21 protein-coding genes are annotated in these 19705 nt (G+C 32.8%); all 21 read left to right on the top strand.

Going from position 1 to position 19705, the window contains the following annotated elements:
* Positions 1–16 precede the first annotated feature (16 nt).
* The 21 genes from MHI00_RS10610 to MHI00_RS10510 all read left to right on the top strand — a co-directional run bounded on the left by MHI00_RS10610 (position 17) and on the right by MHI00_RS10510 (position 19648).
* On the top strand, positions 17–562 hold the full coding sequence (locus MHI00_RS10610; protein WP_010050360.1) for a cysteine hydrolase family protein: 546 nt from the start codon (positions 17–19) through the stop codon (positions 560–562).
* A gap of 525 nt (positions 563–1087) precedes the next feature.
* Positions 1088–1384 (top strand): WXG100 family type VII secretion target, encoded by a 297-nt coding sequence (locus MHI00_RS10605; protein WP_015076013.1) that lies wholly within the window; start codon positions 1088–1090, stop codon positions 1382–1384.
* A 188-nt stretch (positions 1385–1572) separates the two neighbouring features.
* On the top strand, positions 1573–4926 hold the full coding sequence (gene esaA, locus MHI00_RS10600; protein WP_229251782.1) for a type VII secretion protein EsaA: 3354 nt from the start codon (positions 1573–1575) through the stop codon (positions 4924–4926).
* A gap of 21 nt (positions 4927–4947) precedes the next feature.
* A complete protein-coding gene (locus MHI00_RS10595) occupies positions 4948–5421 on the top strand; it encodes a secretion protein EssA (RefSeq protein WP_229251783.1) in 474 nt (157 codons plus the stop codon).
* Between the two features lie 6 nt (positions 5422–5427).
* A complete protein-coding gene (locus MHI00_RS10590; RefSeq protein WP_015076016.1) occupies positions 5428–5679 on the top strand; it encodes an EsaB/YukD family protein in 252 nt (83 codons plus the stop codon).
* Between the two features lie 18 nt (positions 5680–5697).
* Complete coding sequence (gene essB, locus MHI00_RS10585; RefSeq protein ID WP_056998619.1) at positions 5698–6963, top strand: type VII secretion protein EssB; 1266 nt, start codon at positions 5698–5700, stop codon at positions 6961–6963.
* 14 nt (positions 6964–6977) lie between these two features.
* Positions 6978–11471: a type VII secretion protein EssC gene (gene essC / locus MHI00_RS10580; protein WP_341113501.1), complete on the top strand. Its 4494-nt coding sequence runs from the start codon at positions 6978–6980 to the stop codon at positions 11469–11471.
* 13 nt (positions 11472–11484) lie between these two features.
* Complete coding sequence (locus MHI00_RS10575; protein ID WP_341113499.1) at positions 11485–12021, top strand: hypothetical protein; 537 nt, start codon at positions 11485–11487, stop codon at positions 12019–12021.
* A gap of 10 nt (positions 12022–12031) precedes the next feature.
* Positions 12032–12316, top strand: a complete 285-nt coding sequence (locus MHI00_RS10570) for a hypothetical protein (protein WP_341113495.1) — start codon at positions 12032–12034, stop codon at positions 12314–12316.
* 19 nt (positions 12317–12335) lie between these two features.
* A complete protein-coding gene (locus MHI00_RS10565) occupies positions 12336–12824 on the top strand; it encodes a WXG100 family type VII secretion target (RefSeq protein WP_341113493.1) in 489 nt (162 codons plus the stop codon).
* The gene (locus tag MHI00_RS10560) at positions 12811–14142 is read left to right on the top strand and encodes a hypothetical protein (RefSeq protein WP_341113490.1); all 1332 of its coding nucleotides are present in this window, start codon (positions 12811–12813) and stop codon (positions 14140–14142) included. The genes MHI00_RS10565 and MHI00_RS10560 overlap by 14 nt, the downstream gene beginning before the upstream one ends.
* Before the next feature lie 16 nt (positions 14143–14158).
* Entirely contained in the window at positions 14159–14731 is a 573-nt protein-coding gene (locus tag MHI00_RS10555; protein ID WP_341113485.1) for a hypothetical protein, read from the top strand.
* Between the two features lie 93 nt (positions 14732–14824).
* Complete coding sequence (locus MHI00_RS10550) at positions 14825–15286, top strand: hypothetical protein (RefSeq protein ID WP_341113483.1); 462 nt, start codon at positions 14825–14827, stop codon at positions 15284–15286.
* A 19-nt stretch (positions 15287–15305) separates the two neighbouring features.
* Positions 15306–15698 carry a hypothetical protein gene (locus tag MHI00_RS10545; RefSeq protein WP_341113481.1) on the top strand — a complete coding sequence of 131 codons (393 nt, stop codon included), beginning with the start codon at positions 15306–15308 and terminating at the stop codon, positions 15696–15698.
* A gap of 346 nt (positions 15699–16044) precedes the next feature.
* Positions 16045–16377, top strand: coding sequence for a hypothetical protein (locus tag MHI00_RS10540; protein WP_341113478.1), 333 nt, complete (start codon positions 16045–16047; stop codon positions 16375–16377).
* Positions 16378–16558: 181 nt separating this feature from the next.
* A complete protein-coding gene (locus MHI00_RS10535; protein WP_315528692.1) occupies positions 16559–16888 on the top strand; it encodes a hypothetical protein in 330 nt (109 codons plus the stop codon).
* Between the two features lie 559 nt (positions 16889–17447).
* The gene (locus MHI00_RS10530) at positions 17448–17687 is read left to right on the top strand and encodes a hypothetical protein (protein WP_341113474.1); all 240 of its coding nucleotides are present in this window, start codon (positions 17448–17450) and stop codon (positions 17685–17687) included.
* Positions 17687–18049: a hypothetical protein gene (locus tag MHI00_RS10525; protein ID WP_341113473.1), complete on the top strand. Its 363-nt coding sequence runs from the start codon at positions 17687–17689 to the stop codon at positions 18047–18049. The genes MHI00_RS10530 and MHI00_RS10525 overlap by 1 nt, the downstream gene beginning before the upstream one ends.
* Positions 18050–18506: 457 nt before the next feature.
* The gene (locus MHI00_RS10520; protein WP_287429359.1) at positions 18507–18869 is read left to right on the top strand and encodes a hypothetical protein; all 363 of its coding nucleotides are present in this window, start codon (positions 18507–18509) and stop codon (positions 18867–18869) included.
* Positions 18870–19104: 235 nt separating this feature from the next.
* Entirely contained in the window at positions 19105–19452 is a 348-nt protein-coding gene (locus MHI00_RS10515) for a hypothetical protein (protein ID WP_341113471.1), read from the top strand.
* Positions 19427–19648 (top strand): hypothetical protein, encoded by a 222-nt coding sequence (locus MHI00_RS10510; RefSeq protein ID WP_287429362.1) that lies wholly within the window; start codon positions 19427–19429, stop codon positions 19646–19648. Before MHI00_RS10515 ends, MHI00_RS10510 begins: the two co-directional genes overlap by 26 nt.
* Positions 19649–19705: the final 57 nt, after the last annotated feature.

Below are 19705 nucleotides of genomic sequence, written 5' to 3'. Positions count from 1 at the left end.
TAGGGGGAGTTTTTAAATGAAGGCATTACTTTCGATTGATTACACCAATGATTTTGTGGCAACCGATGGGGCACTAACAACAGGAGTTGCTGGTCAGAACATTGAATCTGATTTAGTTTCTTTAACAGAAAAATTTATTGAGGCTGGAGATCTTGTTGTTTTTGCAATTGATGCACATGATAGCAAAGATAACTATCATCCTGAAAATAAATTATTCCCACCACACAATTTAATTGGTACAACAGGCCGATTGTTATATGGAGAATTGGCTTCTTTATATGAAAGAAAACAACGAGAAAAGAATGTCTATTGGATTGACAAGCGTCATTATTCAGCTTTTAGCGGGACTGATTTAGATATTCGTCTTCGTGAACGTGGAATCACAGAACTTTATTTAAGTGGTGTCTGTACAGATATTTGTGTCCTCCACACGGCAGTTGATGCCTATAATTTAGGTTACAGTATTGTGATTTCAGAAAAGACAGTGGCTAGTTTTGATGAAGTTGGACATAAATGGGCACTAAACCATTTTAAAAATACATTAGGTGCAACAATCATATAATAGAAAAATAGATTTCTAGTGTAAACGAGTTATGAAGATTAAAAACTACCAGATAGATAATTAGTTGAAAAACTATCTATTGGTAGTTTTTTTATTTTTTATCAAATTTTAATTAATCTAGTTTCTACTTTCATATTTATTAATTTCATATGAAGTACATCCTGTTTTTTTATTTATTAAAAAACAACAAAATTTCTTGAAACATATTATTCTCTAGTTGTATTTATCGAATAATAACATCAATATAAAAATGAAATAATTGATAGAATTATATGGTTATTTCGACCTGAAATGCAAGACTTTTTTTTAGACGTTTTTGAATAAAAAAAGAACGATGTTTTTATTCTATTTGAAAACACGCTTAAATAAAGGTTTTAAAAGTTTTTTGAAGTTATATATAAAGTTTGAATAAATTTTATTAACATTATTTAGTTAATATAGTGTATAATTATAATTGATAGTTACTGATGTTGTGTAATTGACGTTATTAACTAATTATTTATAAAAGAAAGAAGGAATAGTAAAATGGTACAAATTAAATTAACTCCAGATGAGTTAGAAGCATCAGCAACAAAATACACAGCAGGGGCATCAGATGTACGTGAAGTTTTAGGTCGATTGACTGCAGAACAAGATAACATCAGCCAAAATTGGGATGGTACAGCTTTCGAGAAATTTGAGCAACAGTTTATTGAATTAAGTGGTAAAGTGAACGAATTTGCTGACTTATTAGATCAAATCAATACTCAGTTAAATCAAGTTGCTACAACAATCAGAGATACAGATGCTGAGATTGCAAGCAAATTAGGTTTCCAAGGGTAATACTCCCTTATAAAAGGCGAAGGAGTTTCAACTCTTTCGCCTGTTTTTTTCATCAAGGTATGAAAAAAATTGTTCTGCTTAGTAGATGAAAGATTAAAGATAGATGTAACCGATAAGGATGCTGCTATGGAGCTGGGCACCTTGTTGTGGAAGCGAAATAGAAAAGCATTTAAATAGGAGATCAGAATATGAGGAAAAAATTAATAATTGGAACACTTTTTTTTGTGTTAGTTATTGCCCTAGGTTTTTCACTAACGTATATGGGATTGTTTACAAATTCTAAAGCAGATAAAGAGTATGAAGAGCAAGTTGCTAAAATGCGGATTGCTTTAGTCAATGAGGATGTCGGAACTGAATTTGAAGGAATGACTTATTCATTAGGCGAAAATTATGTGAAAAAAATAGAAAAAGACGCGAATCAAAATTGGTATGTTGTCAGCCGTAGTATAGCTGAAAGTGGTTTAGCCAATGATACTTATAATTTGATGATTGTCGTTCCGAGCAATTTTTCTAGTAATACCTTTAGCTTAAATGAGACCGCACCGGAAAAAGCAGAGATTAGCTATAAGATTAATGCGAACGGTAACAAAGATGTTGAAAATGAAGCGGTCAAAGTAGCTAAAAATACAATTGCGGAGCTAAATAAATCTTTAGTAGACGTTTACGTGTCATCAATTTTAGAAAATTTATACACAGCACAAAAAAATGTTGGAACAGTGATTGGCAACCAAATTGAAAAAATTGATATTTATGGAAATACAGTCTATACGCCATTAGAAGGCTATACGAGTCAGTTTTCAACGATTCAAAGTGCTGGAGATCAATCGATTAAAGGCATTGATCAGCACAAATCTGTTTTAACTAATTATTTAGAGTCAGTAGTCGCTTATGGCACAAATCAAAGTGACTTCGATAAAAATTTACAAGCCTTGATTACAGACCAAGAAAAAAATCAAATTGATTATTTACATTTTACTGAGTCGGTAGCAAAACACAACACTGAGCTTGGTAGTGAAGAAACACAAGCTTTATATGACCAATTGGTCTTGCAAAATTCACTTATAGGTGCCGAATTTGTTAAAAGTGAAGATACTTTAGTGAGCCAAATTAATGGTGCTGAAAGCTATATATATGATGTGAAATCCAATATATTAGCCCAAAAAGCTGAGGTGGAACGTCAATTTGCAGAAGATAAATTAGTCTTAACAAGAAAAATTGAAAGACAGTTAAAAGACCAATTTGGCATTGGTAATGACAAGATAAGTATTCAGCAATTATTGGACCTTGATCCAGAAGGTCAAGATTTAGAAGTGAATTTAGATGCGATAAGAAAACAGGAATTTGAGCGAATCAATAAGTTATCGACTAAAATTTCTAGCTTACTTTATTTAAAGGAAAATATTATAAACGCAAGCCCTTATTTAGATGAAGATAGTAAAACTAAAATTAAAGAGAATTTAGCCCTAATTCAAAAATATATTGGTAGGAACAATTTAGTAAGAATTTTAGAAGCTGGGGAAGAGTTGGATAATCCTCCTCCGTATCCAGAAAAAAATGAGGATAAAGAACAAAACTATAAAACTATCGGATCAATGGCTATTAAGGATAGCATTGAAGCGATAGAACTTGATGCTAAATATGAACAAATTATCTATGATACAAGTGGAGTGATTCCTGACTATACCGTATTGTCAGGTTTAAAGGCTCATTTAGAAGTTCCTACGGGGATTAAAGTAACGAGTGCGACACTTCAAACAACGAATGGTGATGTTCCACTAGAAATCGAGAATTTGATAAATTCTAGCAAGACGTTAAATCTTGAAGAAGTAATTGGATTAGAGCAACTAGGAAAAATGGTTTCAATAAAATTGACTTATGAATCTGATTTTAGCTCGGTAGAGGGTACTGATTTATCATTAAATTTAGTCAAGGTAGCAAATGAATCACTAAATTTAATCTTAACACCAGTAATTGGAATTTCAATTACGCCGCCAATTATTGATCCACCAGGTGCAGAACTTCCTCCTCCAACACTAGTCGACGGCGAACCGATAAAAAATGGGATTAAAGTTGGATTGCCGACTAACTCGGAATTTGATAAGGAAGCCTATATAAAACTGATCAATCAATACAGCGATAGTCGCTATCAAAATGGTCTCTTGACAGGGGAGTACATGGAAGAGTACGTGGCTGTTTTAGCGGAATTAGAAGATTTATTTGGTCCTTTAAATGGCGAAGGGAATTTACCGAACCTAGATAAACCTCGTCAAGCTTCACGTTTATATAATGAGTTAATCAATGATACAAATAGCTTTAATGTTTTTGATATTTTAGTTCGCTTAATGATTGTTGAGCCGATTGAAATCTATGAAAGCTATTTAACAGACTTCACAGAATATGAAGCTTCTGCTGATGACATGGAATTAAAAGTGGCTACATTAGATGAAAAAATTGTGACGACAACTGAAACAGCTGGCAAGCTCAATGAAGAAGTTGAAAATCAATTGAAAAATCTAAGCGCTTGGCAAAAAACAATGAATGAATTGGAACGCGAAGAGGGAACGACAGATAGTCTGACCAAAGGCGAACACTCAACTACGAAGCAAATTCAATCTGAACTACAAAGTTTAATGACAATTAGTGAGGGATTGAAGAAAAATTCAGAGTCTAATATTGAAGATTTGAAATCAGTTAATGCTGTTTTTGATGCGTTTAATGAGGACGCTTTGGCAATTCAAAATAGTGGCTTGAAAGTGACTAAAAATACCAAAGACTTAATGAATGATTTTCAAACGCAGGTTGATGATACCGACAATTTCTCTAAGACATTTAACCAAGTCTTAAAGAACGGTCAACAAAATGGCGTGATTAATAATCAGTTTGTCGACTTTTTAGCGGCTCCAGTCAAGGAGAAGGACAATGGGCGTATTTCAAGTGGTGATGCGTATTATCCGTACTTGATTATTGTAGCGTTGTTTATCACCGCCGTCTTTACAGCCTATGTTCTAGATTTAAAAGTCTGGCAAGCAAAACAAGTCAATAATTTTGAGACAGAGGACAATCTCTTTATTCGAAATTTACCAATTGTATTATTTGGTTTAATAGCCGCAATAATTGAAGGCATTGTGATTGCACTGATTAGTTTCAATATGCAGCAAATGAGTCCTGATGTGCAATTAAATTGGATTTTAGTTGTAGTTCTTGTGCAAATTGTCTTTGTGCTATTGGCGAGTTATTTATTGCGCCAATTTAAGATGCTGGGCATGTTTGCGAACTTATTCTTGTTTGCAGCTTATCTACTGTTAACCGAAGCAGTCGGGAAAGCCTTAGATACTGAAGCTGCGCTTTATCAAATTCGGAACTACTCTCCACTAAACTCAGCAGAATCATTGCTAGGCAATATTGCCAACCAAGTACCGAATACTTTTTCAAATTTATTTGGCTTTATTATTTTGATACCAATTGTACTGATTTTAAACTTAGTTGTTTGGTTTCCCAAAAAAGCCGAAGTGACAGAGGAAATACCACCAGATGAAAATTAGTTTAGGAAAAGAGGAAAAATGATGCTAAAAAAATCAATCAGATTTTTTATTCTAGGAAGTTTTTTCCTAGTACCAAGCTGTTTCGTTTTTGCTGAAACAAAACTTGAACCAAATGGCTTAGAGATTAAAGCTGATCGTTTGGAACAAGAAAATACGAGTAATAATACAGAATCAACTGCAACAGATGCATTTTTTAATGAAGCGACAATGGAGCGTTACAACGAGATTAAAACACGTAAAGAAGAGAAAATAAAGCAAGAAAAAGAGGAATTCTTTCTAACGCCCTCTAAAAAAGTTGAGCTGTATTCAGCAACTGATTTTTTTACTGAGCCAGAAGAAGAAAGTTTGATGCAGCATGAATCAACTGCAGTCGCAAAAAATGAAACAAGTACAACAAATGAAACGAAATCGGCATTACTGCTTTCAGGTAGTGGTTTAGGCATCTTATTAACAGGTGCGGCTGTTTCGGTTTCAAATTATCGTAAAGGGGTCTAGTGAGAAATGGATCAAAAATACCATATTAATATTACTGTTAGTTACCAAGATTTGCCTGGGAAAGACCTCGATTTGAGAGTATCTACCCATCAAACAGTCAAAAGCTTTATTATGGATTTGGATCAGACACTCCATATTCAGCGAGCACAAGCCGATATTTATCAGCTGAAAGTGGTCAATAAAGGACTATTATTAGCTGACAATCAAAAACTTTACCGTTATCCAGTTACGACTGGCGATCATATTATTATCTATTAAAAGAGACGAGGGAATCCAGTGAGTGAGATTAGCATAATTAAATTTGATGATAAAACCTATACAATTACGAAAGAAAAGACCGATTGGACGCTGCATTTAAAAAAATCAGACGCACAGTTGCGCAATGAAGAAGAAATTACTTTACTATTAGAAGCGAAAAAAGAGTTTTTGCCTTTAAGTGTTCAAGTTGAAGAAGATGCTTTTATTTTCCATTTTGAACCATTAGCCTTAGGGTTAGATTACAGCCAAGTTCTATTGAAGAGCCAAGCTGAAAAAATTCGCGCGGCTTTAAATTTAGCTGTTTTTGAGAAATATGTTGGGAGCTATTATACCTTCTTCTTAGATCCAGACAACCTACAGTTTGATGTGAATTTAGTGCCTTATATTGCCTATCGTGGCTTGAAAAGTGGTTTGCCACCAGCTGAATTAACGGCAGAAAATTTTCTACGTCAGTATAAATCAATTGTGATTGCTTTATTTTCTAAAAAGCAAACCTTTAGTAGTTTATATGGTGGCAATTTAGAACGTGCAAAGGAATCTAATTTTATTAAAACAATTGCGAATGCAAAATCAGTCAAAGAAATTACGGACTATCTAGAAAAAGAATATCAAGGAACGATTGCAGCAGACGAGAAAAATTTGCGCGTGGTTTCAAAGCGTAAATTTATGACATACAAACAACTAACTATTTGGTTTAGTGTGGCGATTATTATTTTGCTGATTCCATTAGTTTATTTAGTTGGATTTAATAATCCACATCAAGCAAAACTTTTAAAGGCAGATACGGCTTTCTTGAAAAATGATTATGAACAAGTGATTCAAACGTTACAACCGATTGCGACAGATAAAATTGATGCGACTCAAAAATATGAATTAGCTTATTCTTATGTGCAAGGAAAAGATTTATCAGACAAGCAAAAAGCCATCATTATGAAGAGCATCAGTTTGAAGTCAGCGCCAACGTATTTAGATTATTGGATTGAAAATGGTCGTGGAAATCTAGATAAAGCGTTAGAGCACGGGAAAAGATTAGAAGATAATACCTTGATTTTATATGGCTTACAACAAAAAATTGAGCAAATTAAAAACAATCCAGATTTAAGTGGAGCAGAACGTGAGAAACAACTAGGGGATGCGGAAGCAGACTATCAAAAATATCAAGAAGCGGTTCAAAAAGCCGATGAAGAGTTACAAAAAGAAGATGCTGAAAAAGCCAATGAATTTTTAGACTCATCTGCAACCGATGAAGTGGCAGCAGAACCTACAAAAACAGGTGATAAGTAAGGAGGAATCAGCAAATGAACAAAGTGAAATTAATCATTAGCAATCGCCAATTCTTACATCAGCTTTTGTTAGATTCAAAAGAACAATACAAAATTGGGAGTAATCCTCACGATGATCTTTATTTCAAAGATGCTGGTGATTTTGAATTAGAGTTAGCATTTGACGCAGAAAAAGCCAAATGGATTTTAATACAAGGCACAGAAGAAGTGATTTTAGAGGTAAACCAGCCGCAAAAAATTAAAGTGGGTGAAGAAGAGTTAAGCTATAATCTGATTGAAGCTAGACTACCAGTGGCGTATCAATTAGCTATTGAGAAAAATTGGCATATTGGATCAGATCAAGATGCAGTAGTGCAATTACCAAAAGCTTTTTCAGATAAAATCAGCTTGACTAAAACAGCAGAAGGCTGGGAACTACAACCTTTAGGCTGTGCTTTATTTGTAAACTATCGCTTTACAGCAGAGAAAGTCTTAGTAAAAGCTGGCGATGTGCTGTATTTAGCCGGCAGCTTTGTCACTATTTTCCAAGATGAGTTACATGTTGAAGGCGATGGGGCTTTAGAAGTTCATTTACCTAAATTAGCCACCTCAAGCTATGGATTTTATGATGAATATCCAGACTATCATCGTTCACCGCGAATTATTTATCGTGATCCAGAAGAAAAAGTTTCGATTGGGACGCCCGATAGTGAACCAACTAAACCAAATGAACAGTTATTAAAATTAATTGTACCGCCATTGATGATGTTAGGTGCGACAATTGCGATGAGTTTCTTAATGCCACGTGGTCCGTATGTCTTAATCACCGCTGGAACGACAATTGTTACAACTATTTTCTCCATTTCTTCATACATTAAAAGTCGTAAGCAATACAAGATTGACAGTGCGGAGCGGGTTCACATTTACAATCAGTATTTAGTGACAAAAAGTGAAGAATTGTATCGTTTAAATCAAGAACAACGTGTCGGTAAATTGTATCATTATCCAGATATTTTGACGTTAACTCAACAAGTAGCGCAATACAATCATCGGATTTATGAAAAAACACCGTTGCATTTTGATTTCTTAACCTATCGTTTAGGCTTAGGTCGGGTGCCGTCAAGTAGTGATATTAGCTACAAAGGCAGTGATGGACAAAAGAAATTAAATGACTTAGAACAAGAAGGACGGAACTTATGGACGGAGAGCCGCCATGTTGAAGGCGTTCCTGTGACAACGGAGTTAACCTTAGGACCGATTGGCTATATTGGACCGCGTCCATTAGTTTTAGAACAATTGCAATTACTCGTCAATCAATTGGCCTTTTTCCATAGTTACCATGATTTACAGTTTATTACGATTTTCCCAGAAGAGGAATTAGAGCAGTGGAACTGGTTGCGTTGGTTGCCTCATGCGACATTGCAAGATATGAATGTTCGTGGGTTTGTTTATCATCAACGAAGTCGCGATCAAGTCTTAAATAGCTTGACGCAAATTCTGAAAAACCGCCAAAATGCTAAGTCAGAAGGCGGACGTGATGCGGATAGTACGATTTTTACGCCTCATTACGTAGTTTTAATTACGGATGTGAAGTTAATCCTGGATCATACAATTATGGAATTCTTTAATGAAGATCCAACAGAATTAGGCTGTAGTATTATTTTTGTGCAAGATGTTATGAGTAGTTTGTCAGAGAACGTTAAGACGGTTATTGATATTCGTGACCGAAATACTGGTGTGATGGTGCTTGAAAATGGCGATTTAAAAAATACAAGCTTCGCCTTAGATCATTTCCCAGTAGACTTTGACAAAGAACGTTTGCCTAGAACCTTGGCGCCGTTAAATCATTTACAAAACTTGAAAAACAGTATTCCTGAAAGTGTGACGTTTTTAGAAATGTACGAAGTCGAGCGCTTTGAAGAATTAAATGTCCAAGATCGTTGGGCTGCGCATTCGCCACATAAGAGTTTAGCTGTACCACTTGGCTTACGAGGCAAAGAAGATGTTGTGATGCTGAACCTTCATGAAAAAGCACATGGACCTCATGGTTTAGTAGCGGGAACAACGGGTTCAGGTAAATCAGAAATTGTCCAAAGTTATATTTTAAGTTTAGCGGTGAATTTCCATCCTTACGATGTAGCGTTCTTACTAATCGATTATAAAGGTGGGGGAATGGCGAACTTATTCCGTAACTTGCCGCATTTACTAGGAAGTATTACCAACTTAGATGGCGCACAAAGTATGCGCGCACTGATTTCCATTAATGCCGAGTTAAAACGCCGTCAACGGTTGTTTTCTGAGAATAATGTCAACCATATTAATCAATACCAAAAGCTCTATAAAGATGGCGATGTCAGTGATCCAATGCCGCATTTATTCTTAATTAGTGATGAGTTTGCGGAATTAAAAGCGGAACAACCTGAGTTTATGTCCGAGTTGGTTTCTACAGCGCGGATTGGGCGTTCGTTAGGGATTCATTTAATTCTAGCTACCCAAAAACCATCGGGTGTCGTGAATGATCAAATTTGGAGTAACTCGAAATTTAAATTGGCCTTAAAAGTAGCGGATCGTGCCGATTCAATGGAAATGTTGAAAACGCCAGATGCGGCAGAGATTACGCAAGCAGGTCGAGCTTATTTACAAGTTGGGAATAATGAAATTTATGAATTGTTCCAAAGTGCTTGGAGTGGTGCGGATTATCAACCAGATAAAGACGAATCCACAGCCGAAGATTTAACCGTTTATGCGATTAATGATTTAGGTCAGTATGATATTTTAAGTGAAGATTTAAGTGGCTTGGAAAATGCGGATGAAGTGAAGACTGTGCCGACGGAATTAGATGCGATTATTGATGGAATCCAAGCGATTACTGAAAAAGCCGGCATTGAAGCTTTACCAAGACCGTGGTTGCCACCATTGGCTGCCCGGAATTACTTGCCATTATTAGACCCAGTCAGCTATCAAGAAGCTTGGGCAACGGAAAATAAAGGTGAATTAGTACCTGTGATTGGAATTGCCGATATTCCAACGATGCAAGCGCAAGAAACCTTAAGCTTGAACTTATCAAAAGAAGGGCATATGGCTGTTTATTCAAGTCCTGCCTTTGGAAAATCGACCTTCTTACAAACCATTATGATGGGCTTAGCTCGAAAACACAATCCAGAAAGACTTCATGCGTACCTGTTAGACTTTGGGACGAATGGACTTTTGCCGTTACGGAGCTTGCCACATATTGCGGATACCATGAATAGTGATGAAGATGAGAAGATTGGCAAATTCATTCGTCGGATGGCGACAGAGATTAAACGTCGTAAGAAGATGTTAAGTCAATATGCCGTAGCTAATTTAGCGATGTACGAGAAGGCAAGTGGCAATGAAGAGCCAAGTATTCTGATTTTAGTAGATGGCTATGAAGGGTTTAAGGGCATGAAATATGAAGATCCATTGGAAAAAATATTAACACAAATTTCTCGTGAAGGTGCGGGAATTGGGTTACATTTGATTATTTCAGCAGGTCGAACAGCCAGCATGCGCGCGAATCTGCAAAGTAACATTAAGTTGCAGTTAGCCTTGAAGATGATTGATGATGCGGAACCGAGAAATATTGTGGGACGTACAAGTTTAGCGATTGATGATTTACCAGGCCGTGGCTTGATTAAGTTAGAAGATCCAGCCTTGTTCCAAGCGGCATTGCCGACTGAAGGAGAAGAGACACTGGATATCATTGACGCGATTCAAGCAGAAGCTAAAGAAATGGACGCTTATTGGACAGGGGAAAGACCAGAGGAAATTCCGATGATTCCAGAAGAGTTAAGTTTTGTTGATTTTAGTAAGAATAGACATCTAGCAATTTCTAGAAAAACTACAAATTTAATTCCTTTAGGTCTTGACTATGAAAACGTTCAGCCATTTTATTGGGATATTGATTCTGCGGAACATATGTTAATAGTTGGAGGTAATTCGAGCGGAAAAGCTAACATTTCTAAAGTAATGATTGAATCAATAAAACTAAAAGAATTAAATCAAAACAAAGTATTTATTCATATAATAGACAATTCACGTGGTAAATTTGAGCAGTATAAAGAAGAGCAATTTGTATTAAATTATATTAGAGATAAAGAGAATTATGAAGCATTCTTTGTTGGTCTAAAAGAGGAAATAGATAGTCGTATATCAAATAAAGAAAAAATTAATGAGCTGGATAAGCATTTAATTTTTATCTACGATATTGAAAGTCTATTAGGTATTACCAATTCAGATTTACAGAAGCTAATAGTGTTGATTTTAGATAGTGCACTTGCAGTAGGCATTCAATTTATTTTTGCGGGAAAAGAAAATCAGTTATCTAGCTATACAGATATAGCTAAAAGGATAAAGCAAATTCCAACAGCAATTGTATTTGCAAATTATGGAGAACAAAATATTGTTAAAATAGATGGTTTAACAACGCGATCCACAAAATTAGCTCTTGGAGCGGCACATTATGTTGAAAGTGGAGCCAGCTCAACAATTAAAATATCTTTGGTTTAGGGAGGGGAAATAGATGGCAGGAAGCAGTCAAGAATCAATGGCAGAAGTAAATAAGCAACGAGAGAAAGATATGGCAAAAAAAAGGCTGAGTGCTAGAAAAGAACAAAAAAAAGAGCTAGAAAGAAAAAAAGGTGAAAAAGAGAAAAAATTAGAAACTGCAGAAAATAATTTAGCTACGCTTGAAAAGGATATTAGTACGATGGAAGACAAACGGGATGAGTTGAAAGCAGATAATCAAAGTTGGAGTGATAAAAAAAGTGCAGTTTCTAGTTTTATGAAAACTTATTATTCAAATGATTTACAAGGTAAGTATGCTGAAAATAGCGAAGTATTAATTTTAACTCTTGTACAAAAGTATGATAATTTTTTTTCGTATTATTATGATGCGATGCAAGAGATTATACGTAATATAAATTTATTAGAGAATAAACGAGAGGCTGATAAAGCTAAAATATTGACATTAGAGAGCCAAATTGGTTCCTTAGTATATCAAATAAATTCAATTACTGATAAAATAAATTCAGATACTGCACTGTCTAATATGGTATAAGGAGAATCTTATGAGTGAGAAAATAACAATTAGTTTGGAAGAAATTGAAAAACAAAGAGAAGATTTGAAAGTGATATATTATGATGTGAAACGTGCTTTACAAAATATTGAAAAGGTTTTTGTTTCAATGGACGACACAGATATAAAAGGAAAATTAAATGATAACATGCAAAATTTTGTATCAATAATTGTTTCAGATACAATAAAACCTGCATATGATTATAATATTAAAACAGTAGCTATATTAAATGCTGTTACAGAAACATTTAAAACAGAAGCAGTACAAACTTTATAAAGCAAGGATGTGAGTTGTTATGGCAGATAAGCTAAATGGATTTGGATCAGCCTTACCTAAATCTAACTACGATTCGGATATTGGCGCAAATTTAGCTAATGGGTTTGGTAATCCAAATGAATTGAAAAAAGAGCAAGCTGATAGAAATGAAAAAAAATCTTTTAATACATCATTTGATAGTAAAATGGTTTTTATTGATGCTGAGGAAGTAAATATTAAAATGTATAAAAATGTTGGTATTGGGTATCGCCAACTTGAATTAGCAATTACTAAAATTAACAAATTAAAAGATTCTGTGAATAATGAAATATGGGAAGGGCAGTCTCAGATAGCCTATAAAACTTATTTAGAAAACTATGCTAAGTACTTGGAGCAATTAAAAACGGTTTTAAAAATAACTTCTGATAAAGTAATAACGGGAGCTGATAAAATGCAAGAAATTGATGCGTTATTAGCAAAAAATATTTCTGGAATGGAAGATTGGAAGGTAAGTAATGGGAAGCGATGAGAATAAACGTATAATGAACCCTGACCATTTAGCAAGTGTAGAAACCACACTTACTACTCATAATTCAGATATTCAAACCATCTATGGTACTACTTGGAAGTCATATAACACTATAGATAAAATTTCGAAAAAGTATAAGTCAGAAGGATTAACTGTCGTTGGCTATGATGGTGGTAACGGTGCTACCTTTAATTTTACAGGAGATTTTTCAGGTAATTTAGCAAGTAGAGCTACATCTTACTCTGAAGGATTCCAAGAAGTTTTTGATTTGTATAAAGAAGCTAAAACTTTTTATCCATTTGCTGATGTGACATTACAATCAAAAATTCAAGAAAGAACGGATGAATTAGTGGAATTAGTGAGCATTCTTTCCTCCTACGGAGATTTTGTAACATCTGGGAAGGCTGAAAGTAACGCTCATGCAAATGAGTTATCTGAGTTGAGAGCTAGAAATTATTCAGTAGGTACTATTTGGGAAAGTACCATTAAAAATATTGAAAAACATTTTGAAAAACAAAAAAATATGACTACAGAAGAAATTATCGCCTATTTAAAAAAAGAATATGGCGATGTTATGGATGAAAATCAAATCCATTTAGTTGCTGCTTTTGCGGAATATAAAGTTAAGAATATTCCAGTTGAGGAATACCATGAAGGTAGAAAAGTGACAGTTTTAAAAAGCAAAGAAGAGTTAATGGAAGGTACAGAAGTAGCATTAATTCGACTTGAAGATGGAACCTATGTTTTCAAAGAAATCAAGGACGTAAAAGGGAATATTGTTTATACTGTAGGTAAAACAAAAGTATCTGCATCAGTTGCTTTACTTGGCCTAGTTAATTATAATTTAGCTACTGGAAAGGCAGAAGCTAATGCAAAAGTGAGAGTTAATCGAGTAAATGGTCAAACAGAATCTGTTTTACCAGGAAATAAGAAAAGTAACATTTCAGTAGGAGCGAGTTTTGCTCTGCTAGGTATTAAATTCCCAGAAAAAACTTTTAATCAGGATGAAAATATAAATGCATTTACTAGTGGAGAAGCTACTTTTGGTAAAGCTGATGCTACATTTAGGTTTGGAAACTCAGAAAGTGCAGTTGATGTAAGAATAGGAGCAACTGCAGCAGAACTATCAGGTAATATAATTGATATTCATGGAGAAGATTATGGTTTTTTTGTCGACGGCAGTTTAGCTGTAGGATCAGCAAGAATAGACGCTAAAATTTCGTGTAATGAAGTTTCGCTAAAAGTAGGTGCTGGAATTATTGGCGGTGGTCTTTCTCTGGGGACCTATGAAACAATTGATAAAAACTTGAACTTTTAGAACTGGAGACTAGACAATGAAAAACATAAAAAATGGGTTATTGATCTTAATGTGTGTATTTATGGTGGCATGTGGGAATAACCCTGATAATGGAATTGATAAAAAGAAATCAGGTGATAAGCAGAGTTTAGTAAGTCACTCAGAAAAGGATACAAATAGTTCGAATAAAGCATACACTACTAAAATGCCTAATAAAATTAATAATGAATTGAAGGATATTTATGAAGCTACAGGCAAAGACATAAATGCTGATAGTGATAAGTATCCCAATAATAGAATTACTTTAACAGGAATTCTAGGAGATTTTGATAATTTTGGCAATTCAATGGTTTTTATGTTAATTAATAAATCTGATAAAAGAGTTACTAATTATAAAGCTGATGTTACAATTGTAAAAAAATCTCTAGGAATAATTATTTTTGATAAATATCAAATAAGTTTTACAAAGGAGGAATACGGGGTTTTAGAGCCTGGACAAATGTTTCCCCAACTTATTCCATTTTCTGAAGACAAGCAGTTTGATATGGAAGTTTGGAATAGTTCCGATTTCAGTTTCCTTGTAGAAAATGTCACCGGAGATTTTGAATAATATTCAGGATAAGAAATTCGTTATTTTTAACTATATATAATAATAAAAAATCAGATTTAGTTTTTCAATAAATAGTTATAGGGAGGTTTTTGATTGATTGAATTAGCATGGCCATTATATTATTTAAAAGATGAGTCAATAAAAAAAGTTTTTAATAAAAAAGAAAATTTAAATGCTTTAAGGATGTATGAAGATGAAGTTAACAAGGAATTAGTAACTTTTAATAGGGAAATAGTTGCTTTTCCAGGTAACATATATATATATCCAGACTATATAGATGTTACGCTAATTATTGTAAATAATACAGATAATCCAATTGCTAATATTGGAATTGATACAGTAATTTCCATAGGGAATGAATTTGTAGAAGGTGGATTCATTTTTATGAAAGATAAGTATGGTGAAATTAAGGAACACACTGGAATTGTCGAATTTTTAAAAATACCAAACCAATTTAAACAAAAATTTAATGAATCTATATTAACAAGAAATGACTATCAAATAGAAGCAAATATTTCCTATGGAATTTATCAAAGTGAAGAGAAGTTAGATTAAGTTTTTAATGGAGGATTTTATGAGTAAAGGGCGTTATCAGTATCAAAAAATTAACTCTTTAGCAGGATACATGATTATAGTTCAAGTTTTTGCGACAATAGCAATTCTAGTAGGTGGTTTTTATATTGACGGTCAAACAGGTTATGATGTTAGTATGACTGCCTTTGTGATTAAAGCAGTGATTCAATGTGGAACCTCTATATTTATGTTGGTTAGACAAATGGAAGAACCCTCTTTGGGGAAAGCACTTTTTGTTCTAATTTTGGCTTTTAGTATTGGGTGGACACGATATAGTGTGATGTTAGCAACTAATTTTTATGTTAGTTTTGGCTTGTCAGGAATAGCGTTAGTCATTATGGCAATTGTTCTTTTAGTTTTTCAAATTAATTATGAACAATATCAAGAAGAATAATGAGTAAATGTGGAGCAAGTATAGTTAGCTGTTATACTTGCTCCATTTTACATAGGTCGAGTGCCGTCAAGTAGTGATATTAGCTATAAAGACAGTATAGGAGATTTAGATAGTGAACTAAATGAGATAGGAATTCCAGAAGACGTAAGAAAAGTAATTATTTCTCAATTGTATGGCGCATATTAAAAAATAAGGTGTTGTATTTATGGGACTTTTTTCAACAATAATTGAAACTCTTTTTAAGAGTAATGAAATAAATGAAATTGGAAATACCGAATTATGGTGAGAAGCAAAAAGAAAGAATAATAAGGAAAAGTTAGAACAATATGATAGCAAATTAAAAAAAATGTTATCTGAAAAAAAGCCAGTTAAACAGAATTATGCAGCTTTTTTATTAACAGTAGGTAGGGATAAAGAAGGAAAGAAATTTTTAGAAGAAAGTCTAGTAGATAAAGAAATTGGCTCAGAAAACAATTATGTTTTATCCTTAAATTATTACTTTACATGGACCGGAAAAGCTTTTTCTGATCATCAAGATAATTCATGGCTGAATGATTTAATTTTTCAAGCAGAAAAAAATGTGGAATTATCTATTCCCAATGCTCATGTAGAGTTAGCAAATGTTTATAATAGTTATTTTAATGTTTGGGATAAGGATTCTGAGGTGCCGAATAAATAAAATTGAAAAACTATTCATTCTCAAGACTATATAAATAGTCTTAGACTTAAGTTAAAGTAAGGATAAAATTATGGGTCAGCATAAAAGAACTTCAGAAGAATTAAACGAATTATTAAAAAAAAGCAAATAATGAATTTCATATGCATTATAGAAAAACAAATTAAATAACAATGGATTTTTTTTGCAACCTGAAGAAGCAATACAAATTGCGAAAGAGTATCATAAGCGAGAAAAAATAGAAGGGGTAGTAAATATAAATTTAGATAGTATTTTATTTGATGAGGCTTATACTTTTAAAATTAATAATAAAGAAGATGATATCAGATCGGTGTTGAGAATTCAAGTTGATTTACCACCAAATGATTTTCTCATGGAAGATTATACACTGATTGTATCAGATAAAGATAAAAAAGTGCTGGGAGTTATAGATCCAAACGGTCATCCAATATTTGAAGGAAATGACTTTACAGATGAAGATATTAAGTATATTACAAATGATGGAAGTGTATAGTTTTTAACTTTTATATAAATTAATTTCTATAAATTTATTATAAAGTAAACCCAATATTTTAGTCTAGTGTTGGGTTTCTTTATAGTAAGCAGTTTACTATAAAGAGATTAGTTATTTAAAAATACATAGACCAAGGTGAATTATGCACCGTTGATTTTAACTGGAGAAATATCAATAAATTAGGCACAAAAGCAGATCCAATTTAGGCAGAGCCAAAATAAATTTTTTCTTTTTCATTTGAAATAATTATAGTGTTCGCTGAATGAGGCCATCTTGAATTGTAAAAATCCTATATATATCCAAAAGAAGATTGTTCTACTTCTTGGATTTTTTAGCTGTTCTACGATTAATATTTTATTTTTTCATATGTTTGACAAAAGACTCGTTTACTGCATTATTCCAGGGATAGGCTATTTTAAATAACAGGGAACGAGGGTATGGTTGTCTAAAAATTGACGTATACTCGTTAACAGTAATTCAAGATATAGAGCTTTTGTCTGATACTAAATTTGTTAGAGTGTATGATGGTACCAATTCAAAACTACAGGGTGGTTGGCTCATGAAAGCTGAAGATATCAAAGGACTTACGCCAGCTCAAATTAAAGATAAATTTGCATTACCTAATTTGCCAGAATATGTTGGAGAGGTGACTCTTCCTAAAGGGAGTAACATCAGAATGGGAGAAGTAAATCCTCTTTTTGGCAGCAATGGTGGTGGTATCCAGTTTGATTTGAAAGGACAATATATTGGAGAATTTAAAGAGGCAGGAAAAATAATAGATTGGAGTGGTTTAAACTAATGTTTAATGTTGAATATAATAAAAATAAATTAAATGTTTCAGGTAAAATCATCGAATTTAAAAGTGAAATTTCAGAATTGAAAGAAAATGATAATTATTTATTTGTAAGAGTGTCTGTTACACCTAGTTTAGAATTAAATGATAATATTTTAAGTAATATATATGCTATAAATAAACTTGGTGAGATTCAATGGCAAATAAAAAATAATGCTCCTAAAGGAAATGCTGAATATATATGTGCTCCTTTAGTTGGTATGGATATAAAAAAAGATGGTTCATTATTTGTAACTGATTTTATGGGTAGAAGATTTGAAGTAAATCAAAAAAATGGAGTATTAGAACAGATGAAAATAGTTAAATAAAATGATATGAATTTTTGCAAGTAATTTTATTTGTAAATGCTATTAATGATTATGGCAACCATTCTTTTAATGTTTTAAATTAAATATGAGAAATACTAAGAGGAATAAGTATTAGGTGTGGAACGAGGGTGGGACAAAAGGCACAAAATAACAAAAATAGGGTGAAATCCATTTTTTAAATGTTTATTTCATCCTATTTATTATTTTGCAATAATCTAAATTTTTGGTCAAAAATAGACTTTTTTCCCACCCTCATTTCCTTTTACATATAGGCCTTGATCCTGATTATTTGGTTGATACTCCTATTTTATTAGATATTAATAAAGTAGATGGATTAAGGGTTCCTGCTGGAAATGAATCTGTTGCGTGTCAAGGACTTTGGGAGCCAGGAGGTTTTACAAATAAGTGATGAATATATTGTTAAAAATATATTTAAATAATAGGAGGACGAATTTTAATGGAAAAAATTCATAAAGGAAATGGATTTGCAGTAATAGAAAGAAATGGAGAATATCAAATAACTTTTCCTAAAGGAATAACTGGTGAACCTGCATTCTTTCCCATTACAAAAGAGTTTATGGAAAAAGCATTCAAGTCATCAGATGATGCATACGAAGTAATGATATATTCTGAAACTGGATTATGGCCAAAGAAAACAACTGAAGAAGAAGAGAACGAGAGAGTACGAGAATTTATTAGACAGTTTCCAGAGTTGCTAATTAAAGTTCCTGATAATCAAGATCTTTTTACTAAAAGAGAGTTAGACGAGTTACTTCCTTTAGCTAAAAAAGAGATAGCCGAATCAGAAGAAAATGAATAAATAGGGTTTTATTGCAAACTTTAAAATTTAAGGAAACTATCGATGTAGCATCTCATCTTTTTTGAGCATAGGGGTGAAAGTTTCTATTCCTTTAATTTAGACTATAAAAGAATAAAGTTTCAAACAAATTCAATTGGTGAAGCATTATAGATACTATATAAAAGGCGATAATATACGGTGGATTTTCATTGTATACATGATTTTATTTACTATGAAAAAATAAAGGAGGTAAAGAATGATTAGGAATTTTCATTTTGATTTTGCTCAAGTTAATTGGTTGTTTAAAGGACGAGAAATAAATATAAAAATGGAGAATATTATTTTTTCTTCAATAGATAAAATCAATGATCAGGTATCCGTTAAAGTAGGCGGAAATTTTATAAGTGAAAGTGAGTATTACTATGATTTTTCTGGGAATTTATTATTTGAACTTCATAAAATGAACGGCGAAATCAAATGGTGTCATAATGGTGAATTATTTAAACGAACTGTTTTAAATATAGAAAACATAGGATTCTATACTAACAAAAGAATCATACTAATCATGTATAAATCAAATGAAAATGAAGCTTTTTTTTGTTGATTTAAAAAATGAATTCTTACATGAAGTAAATAAACAAAAAGGGTTTCAGCTCGCATATTTTGAAGAAACAAAAAATAATATATTAATTGTTTGTAATGGAGATACAGAAAACACTGATAAATTTGGTCGTGATCAGAAAAATTTTATTCTAGATATTTCAACTGGTGAGGTACAAGAAAATGGAATAGCATATTAAAAGTAATAGCAACAAACTTATCTTTTAAAAGAAATCTATATAGATAAATTATCCATT

This window comes from Carnobacterium sp. FSL E2-0243 (assembly GCF_038003605.1).
Classification (GTDB): domain Bacteria; phylum Bacillota; class Bacilli; order Lactobacillales; family Carnobacteriaceae; genus Carnobacterium; species Carnobacterium maltaromaticum.
The sequence above is the reverse complement of the archived record's forward strand: the minus strand, read 5'-3'. Positions and strand labels throughout refer to the sequence as shown.